Origin of the sequence: Deinococcus rhizophilus, assembly GCF_030271215.1 — a bacterium.
Classification (GTDB): Bacteria; Deinococcota; Deinococci; order Deinococcales; family Deinococcaceae; genus Deinococcus; species Deinococcus rhizophilus.
Window position 1 is genome coordinate 1 of the sequence record NZ_JASNGB010000147.1, and the last position, 7,392, is coordinate 7,392.

6 protein-coding genes, 1 tRNA gene and 1 pseudogene are annotated in these 7,392 nt (G+C 71.9%); 6 read left to right on the top strand and 2 right to left on the bottom strand.

Annotated elements, in window-relative coordinates; translation table 11 throughout:
- The 6 genes and pseudogenes from QOL99_RS13090 to QOL99_RS13115 all read left to right on the top strand — a co-directional run.
- On the top strand, positions 1-585 hold a 585-nt coding region (locus QOL99_RS13090; protein ID WP_285524452.1), incomplete at its 5' end, for an alpha/beta fold hydrolase.
- Positions 586-594: 9 nt separating this feature from the next.
- Positions 595-828, top strand: a pseudogene (locus QOL99_RS18005) (4Fe-4S binding protein); the annotation flags it as partial.
- A gap of 461 nt (positions 829-1,289) precedes the next feature.
- The gene (locus QOL99_RS18010; RefSeq protein WP_285524454.1) at positions 1,290-1,766 is read left to right on the top strand and encodes a 4Fe-4S dicluster domain-containing protein; all 477 of its coding nucleotides are present in this window, start codon (positions 1,290-1,292) and stop codon (positions 1,764-1,766) included.
- Between the two features lie 65 nt (positions 1,767-1,831).
- Positions 1,832-4,465 carry a DEAD/DEAH box helicase gene (locus QOL99_RS13105; protein WP_285524456.1) on the top strand — a complete coding sequence of 878 codons (2,634 nt, stop codon included), beginning with the start codon at positions 1,832-1,834 and terminating at the stop codon, positions 4,463-4,465.
- Between the two features lie 61 nt (positions 4,466-4,526).
- A tRNA-Gln gene (locus QOL99_RS13110) sits at positions 4,527-4,600 on the top strand.
- 188 nt (positions 4,601-4,788) lie between these two features.
- Positions 4,789-5,379, top strand: a complete 591-nt coding sequence (locus QOL99_RS13115) for a DUF4384 domain-containing protein (protein ID WP_285524458.1) — start codon at positions 4,789-4,791, stop codon at positions 5,377-5,379.
- A gap of 3 nt (positions 5,380-5,382) precedes the next feature.
- Here QOL99_RS13115 and QOL99_RS13120 read toward each other — a convergent pair whose 3' ends face one another.
- Entirely contained in the window at positions 5,383-6,150 is a 768-nt protein-coding gene (locus QOL99_RS13120; RefSeq protein ID WP_407650184.1) for an acyl-CoA acyltransferase, read from the bottom strand.
- A gap of 47 nt (positions 6,151-6,197) precedes the next feature.
- On the bottom strand, positions 6,198-7,307 hold the full coding sequence (gene menC / locus QOL99_RS13125) for an o-succinylbenzoate synthase (RefSeq protein WP_285524462.1): 1,110 nt from the start codon (positions 7,305-7,307) through the stop codon (positions 6,198-6,200).
- Positions 7,308-7,392: the final 85 nt, after the last annotated feature.

The window sequence follows — 7,392 nt, forward strand, 5'->3', positions numbered from 1 at the left end:
GGGGCGGCGGTGGCGCTCGCGTTCGCGGCCCGGTTCCCGGAGCGGGTGCGCGGGCTGGTGCTGGTGTCGCCCACGGCCTACCCCGCGCCCGGCCTGACCCGGCCCCTCGCCTACGTGCCGCTGGTGCCCGTGCTGGAAACGCTGCTCACGCGGGTGCTGCTGCTGCCCATCGGCCGGGTGGTGGCGTGGCTGGAGGGGGGCCGGGCCTTTCACCCCGCCCCGATCCCGCCCGAATGGCACGCGATGATGCTGGCCTTTTCGCGCCGCCGGGGACAGGTTCACGCGCTGGCCTGGGAGAACCGCACGCTGGCGCAGGAACTCGGGGCGCTGGGACCAGGCTACCCGGAGCTGCACGTCCCTGCCGTCGTCCTCGCTGGGGCGCACGACCGCCTCACGCCTGCCGGGGCCCATGCGGTTCCCCTCGCGGCGGCCTTGCCGCAGGCCCGGCTGCACGTCTTTCCCGACGGCGGCCACCAGCTTCACTGGACCCACCCGGCCGAGGTGGTGCGGGCGGTGGTGGAGGTCCTGGAGGCGGCGGGGACAAGCGGGGCGCCCGCTCCACTTGTCCCCGCCGCCCGCCGCTAGACTCCCCGCATGTTGAGTGGCGTGCTGGAGCGGCTGGGCGAGTACGGCGATCAGGTGCCGCGTTACACGGCCCCGCGTTGCCTGCTGGAGCGGCAGGCGGTGGGCGGCTGCGACGCCTGCCACGTCACCTGCCCGCACGGGGCGATCACGCTGAAGGGCCACCGCATCGCCATTGACCCCGCGCTGTGCACGGGCTGCGGCCTGTGCGTGCAGGTCTGCCCGTCGGGAGCGCTGGAATATGACCTCACCCTGCCCCTCCAGAGCGTGCGCGACGGTGGGCAGGGGGCAGAAGCAGAAGGCGAGGCCACCCTCACCTGCTCGCAAAGTGGGGCGGGCGGTCCGGCGCTGACCTGCCTGGGGCGCGTGACCCCTGCCGTGGTCGCCGCCGCCGGGGCCTGGGGCACCCCGCTGACCCTGCTGCACGGGGACTGCGCGGGCTGCCCGGTCGGTGCTCCCGACGTGCCGGAGCGCCTGACCCGCGTGGTGGAGGAAGCGCAGACCCTCCGCGAACCCACCGGACGCCCCGCCGAGGTCACCGTCCGCCCCGCGACCCCCGACGACCGCGACCGGGCGGGCCGGGTCAGCCGCCGGGGGGCCTTCGCCACCCTGTTCCGGGCGGGGCGGCAGCAGGTCGCGGGGCTCTTGCCCGAGCGCCCGCTGCCCTTCGTGGACTGGAGCGTGCCGCAGGAGCGCGTGCCGGAGGAATGGCGCTGGCGGCGTCGTGCGCTGGTGCCCGCCCCGGCCCCCGATGCCTCCGTCTGGTGGCCCGCGCCCCNTTCCGGGCGGGGCGGCAGCAGGTCGCGGGGCTCTTGCCCGAGCGCCCGCTGCCCTTCGTGGACTGGAGCGTGCCGCAGGAGCGCGTGCCGGAGGAATGGCGCTGGCGGCGTCGTGCGCTGGTGCCCGCCCCGGCCCCCGATGCCTCCGTCTGGTGGCCCGCGCCCCTGGTGGACGACAAGTGCATCGACTGCCCGGTCTGCTCCAACGTCTGCCCCACCGAGGCGATCACCCGTGAGTTCAAGCCCGAGGGCGGCGCCCGCCTGCTGCTCGACCTCGCCGCCTGCACGGGCTGTATGGCCTGCGTGCGCTCCTGCCCTCCCCAGGCCATGCACCCCCAGCGCGAGTGGCTCCCGGTGGCCTTCGACGCGCCGCTGCTGATCCGGGACAGCGACAGCGTGATGTGACCCGGCGGGTCCACCGTGACCCGCGTCCCCGCGCCCCTTTCCCGTCCCCGCCTACACTGGGAGGCGTGTTCGCCGCCCGCTCCCCCTACGCCCGACTGGAGGGGTTCCTGCGCGACATCCTGGGGGGCGGTGCGGCGCTGCTGCACGAGGAGGCCCCCGCCCCCGCCCGCACGGTGGGGGCGGCCGATCTGGGCTGGTCCCCCGCCGTGCAGCGCGGCTTCGGCTTCCCGGAGGTCTACAGCCACCAGGCCGAGACCTACCGCCGGATGCGGGGCGGCGAGCACGTCATCCTGACGACGCCCACCGCGAGCGGTAAGACCGGGGCCTTCTTTCCGGCGGTGTTCGAGCGGCTGGAGCGCGATCCGGAGGCGACGGCCCTCTTCGTCTATCCCCTGGTGGCGCTGGGGCAGGACCAGCGCGACAAGCTGGCAGTCTTCCGCGAGCGCGGCGGCTTCGGGTGGGACATCGCCGCCTTTCAGGGCACCGCGCAGCCCGGCGAGGTCTTCCGCGACGACGTGCGAATGGTCACCGCGACCCCCGACAAGCTGCACTGGTCGCTGACCCACCCCCGGGTGCGCGAGTTCCTGCGGCGGCTCTCCTTCATCGTGCTGGACGAGGCCCACACCTACCGGGGCGGTTTCGGCTCGGAGGTCGCCGGGATGCTGCGGCGGCTCCTGGGGCTGGCCCGCGCGCTGGGGGCGAACCCGCAGGTCGTGCTGTCCACCGCCACCATCGGCAACCCCGCCGAGTTCGCCCGCGAGCTGGTGGGCGTGGAGGCCACCCAGGTCAGCGAGTCGGGAGCCGCCCGGCACGGCAAGCGCTATTACCTCGCGGACCACCGGGGGCAGCCCCGGCGCTTCTGGGACGCGGTCATCAGCGCGAGTGTGGGGCGGAATCTCAAGGTGCTGGCCTTCTTCCGGGGGCGCTCGCGGGCGGCGCGGCTGTATTCGACCTACCGGGCGCAACCGCTGAACCGCTCGCACGTCCACCTCTACATGGCGGGCACCTCCGACCGCGAGGGCCGCCTGACCGAGTTCCGCCGGGCCAAAAGCGGCGTGATGTTCGCCACCAACGCGCTGGAGGCGGGGGTGGACATCGGCGACCTGGAGGTCGTCATCATCGACGGCTACCCCGGCTCGCGCATGGCCTTCCGGCAGATGGCAGGGCGAGCGGGGCGAATCGCGCCGGGCCTGGTGCTGTACCTGCCCGCGCTGAACGAGCAGGGCGTCCCGCAGCCGGTGGACGCCTTCTATTCCAACGCGGAGAATTTCCGCGAACTTGTCACCGGCCCCATCGAGAAGGCCGTCGTGGAGGCCGAGAATCCCTACCTCGCCCCCCGGCACCGCGCCCGCGCGAACGAGGAATGCCGGGCGGCGGGCCTTCCGGCGGACCTCGCGCCCGGCCCGCGCTACTGGAACCTGCGCGGGGAGGGCAGCGCCAAGTTCGCGGTGATCGAGGAAACGGACTGGGTGCACAAAGGCCCCCGCGCCTTCGACACCCCGCTGGAGTCCCCCAGCCAGCACTACGCCCTCACCGAGAAACACGAGGGGGCGGTGTTCACCCTCGACGGGCAGGGCTACAAGGTTACCCGCTGGGAGGATCACCCCGCCGGAACCGCGATCCTGGTGGAGAAGTACGACGCGGCCAACCTCTTCACGCGCGGGCTGTACGCCATCGAGGTCAGCCCGGTGAAGATGGGGGAATGGGTGCGGCGGGGGCCGCTCGCCTACCGCCACGGCGAGGTGGTGATCCGGCGGCGCTACGCGGGCTACATGATGATGCGGCAGGTCTTCGAGCGCGTCTGCACCGGCTGCGACCGCGAGCCGGAGCCCACCGAGCGGGTCTGCCGCGCCTGCGGGGGCCGCATTCAGGACCGCATGCAGGACCACAAGCTCTCCGAGCACCTCTACGACGAGCCGCTGGAACTCCCCCCCTTCCGCACCGCCGCACTGGAAGTCGGCGTGGACGCCCGCGCCACCGAGAAGCCCACGGCGGTCGCCCATACCCTCAAGCACCTGCTGCAAAAGGTCACGCCCGAGCGGGTCGCCTGCGACGAGAACGATCTCGCGGGCGCGTTTCGCCCCGACCGCGACAACTACTTTTTCCTGTACGACGACTGGGCAGGCGGCCTGGGCGTCAGCCGCCGCGCTTTCGAGAGTCTGGAGGACCTGCTGCGCCGGGCGCTCGACCTCGCGGCCAAGACCTGCTGCAGGGAGGCGCACGGTTGCTACGAGTGCATCGCCGTGAGCCGCTGCTACAGCCCCTTTCTCGCCAGCGGCGAGCGCCGTCCCACCGACAAGCCCGCCACCCGCGCCTTCCTGGAAGCCCTGCTGGGCGTCGAGCGGCTGCCGCAGCCCGAACCCGACGCGGCGATCCTTCCCGACGTTCCGGCCCTGCCCCCCTCCTGGCCCCTGCAAGCCCGCGAGCTGCTCGACCTGCACGGCCTCTCGCTGCCGGAAGTCAGCGCCCGCCTCGGCATCCCGAGCCGCGAGCTTCAGCGGGCAGTCAGCACCACCCAGCCTCTGCGGCTGCGCCACGCCAAGTTCGGCGAGGGTGTGTTCCTGCAGGGCTTCCACGCCGGGGACCGCCGCGAGGTGCTGGTCTATTTTCCCGGCGTGGGGCAGAAGCGGCTGCTGCTGAAGTTCGCGGGCCTGACGGTGGTCGAGAAGGCGGCGCCCGCTCCTGTGCCGGGCGGTTGACCCACTGCGCGGGGCGTGGCTATACTCCCTTTCGCCTCGTCACAGGGGACTGCACTGTTCTAGGGATATGGTGTAATGGCAGCACAACAGATTTTGGATCTGTTTGTCTAGGTTCGAATCCTGGTATCCCTGCCACACTGGGCCGCCTCCGGGCGGCTCTTTGCTGTTGTGCCGGGGCAGATGAGTTCAAAGGCGAGCCTCCTCACGTTCAGTCAGCCAGCGTTCACGCCACGTCAGGCGGGCGGGCCTACGCTGGCGGCAGCAGCCCGGAAAGCGCGACCCGGATGGACAATTCCGCGCCGCTTCCGCTGCCAGGAGACGCCATGAAGAAGCCCGCCTTGATCCTCGCCCTGACCGCTTCCGTGTTCTCCAGCCTCGCCCTGCCCGCGCAGGCCGCGCCCAAGCTCAGCACCCAGAGCATCATCGTGAACCCGGTGCCCACCACGCTGGAGGGCCGCGTCTGGGTGGACCGCGACACCAGCGGCACCCGCACGCCGACCTACCGCATCGGCGACCGCATCCGGCTCTCGGTCAGTGTCAACGAGAACGCCTACGTGTACCTCTTCTGCCTCAGCCCCGACGGCACGGTGGACCAGATCTTCCCCAACCGCCTGGGCAGCGGCAACTATGTCCGCAAGGGCGAGGTCCGCAGCTTCCCGTCGAACAGCGACAACTTCGTCTTCAACGTGGGCGGCCCCGCCGGGCTGAACAAGGTGCTGCTGATCACCAGCCGCCGCCAGCTCAACCTCTCCGAACTCAGCACCTTCAGCGCCGGGGACGCCTTCGCCACCGTCAAGCCTCAGGGCAGCCAGCAACTCGCCCAGGCGCTCAGCATCGTGGTGAACCCCATCGCGCAGCCTCTTCCCCAGCAGGACTGGATCAGCGACGTCGCCTTTTTCAACGCTGTGCGCTGAGGATCAGCGTTTCGGGCCGGGCATCCTGCGGGGTGCCCGGTTTTCCTGGGTCAGAACGTAAAAGGCCCGGTCCTCCTCCCGCGCGAGGTCAGTCACGGCGTAACCACGCCCCAGATAGGTGCCCAGCGCCGCCCGCAACGCGAGCCGCCAGGCCAGCCGCACGTCGTCGGACAACGGCTCGGCGTAGAGGGGCACTTCCGCGAGGAGGCGTGGGGAGGCGGCCTCCAGACGGGCCGGGCCAGGAACGTCGGCCTTCCCCTCCAGCACGACCTCCCCTTCCAGTCCGGGGGAGGGCCGCTCGGCATGAGGCAGGGTGAGGTCCCACTCCACCATCAGGCGGTCGGCGGGAAAGGCTGTCTCCGGGGCTTCCCCCAGCGCGTACCAGTCCGGGTGATAGCTCACCGCCCGCGCTCCCAGCTTGCCCAGATTCAGCCGGGCATTGCGGGGCACCAGCGGATCGAAAGTCCACGTCATCCGCGTGAGGCCCTGCGCCAGCACCCGCTCCCGCTGCGCGAGCTTCAGTGCGACGGCCGCCCCACTCCCGCGCCACCCGGGAAGCACGGCCAGCAGGTGCGAGTGGTGCCAGACCTCGCCGCCCCGCAACGCTGGAAAGCCGTAGGCCAGGCCGAAGGGCGTCTCCGGGTCGTCTTGCGGGTAGGCGCCCAGCACCACCCCCCCCGTGTGCGCCCCGATGCGGAGCATGGTGGCAGGCAGCACCTCGCGGTCAGGGTAGCCCCAGGCCCCGACCTGCACGGCCTCCAGCGCCCGCATCGCCCAGGGACCGGTCACGTCCCGGACCACGAAGGCCCGCCCTCCCGTCAAGCCCGCAGCTCCTCGTGCAGCTCGGCCCGGCCCGCCACGAACTCGCGGTTCAGCGTGACCCCGATGCCGGGACCGGGGGGCACCGGCATCCGCCCATCGGTGGCCTCCAGCGCCTCGTTCACCACGTCCGTCTCCCAGTAGCGGCTGGCACTGCTCGTGTCGCCCGGCAGCGCGAAATTGGGCAGCGTGGAAAGGTGGATGTTGTGCGCCCGGCCCACGCCGCTTTCCAGCATGCCCCCGCACCACACCGGGGCACCGAAGCTGGCGGCCACGTCATGCACCCGCCGCGCCTCGGCGTGCCCGCCCACCCGCGCGACCTTCACGTTGATGACCCGCCCCGCCCCCAGCGCCAGCCCCTTGCGGGCGTCGGCGGCGCTCGTCACGCTCTCGTCGAGGCACAGCGGCGTGCGCAGGCGGCGCTGCAATTCGGCGTGGTCCACGAGGTCGTCCCAGGCGAGCGGCTGCTCGATGTAGGTCAGGTCGTAGGCGTCCAGCGCGGCCAACCGTCCGGAGTCGGCCAGCGTGTAGGCGCTGTTGGCGTCCACCGTCAGCCGGATGCCGGGGAAGGCCTCCCGCACCGCCCGCACCGGCTGCACGTCCCAGCCGGGCTTCACCTTCAGCTTGATGCGGCGGTAGCCCTGTTCCACATGCCGCCGCACGATCTCCACCGTCGCGGCCTCGTCCGGCTGGATGCCCAGACTCACGCCGACCTCCACCTCCGTCTTGGTGCCGCCCAGCAGGGTGCCCAGCGGCACGCCCAGCGTCCGTGCCCACAGGTCCCAGGCCGCCATCTCCACCATCGCGCGGGCCATACGGTTGCCCCGGAAGGGCCCCAGCGCGGCTTCCAGCGCCTGCGGGTTGGCGAAGGTCTGGCCCAGCACGCGTGGCAGGAACACCTCGCGCAGCAGGGCCAGCGCTCCGGTGATCGTCTCCTCGCGGTACATCGGCGCAGGCTCCATCGTCCCCTCGCTCAGCCCCGACACCCCCTCGCCGTGCAGCGTCAGCAGCGGCACCAGCTTCTCGGTCTGCACCCCGAAGCTGGTCTCGAACCGGAACTTCAGCGGCAGACGCACCAGCGTGACCTCGGCGGCCTCGATCTTGAACATGCCCAAGTATGTCCACCCAGCCCTGGGTTTTGGGAGGATATGCAGACTCGGGCGGGGGGAGTTGACAGGCGTGGGGGCGGGGTGT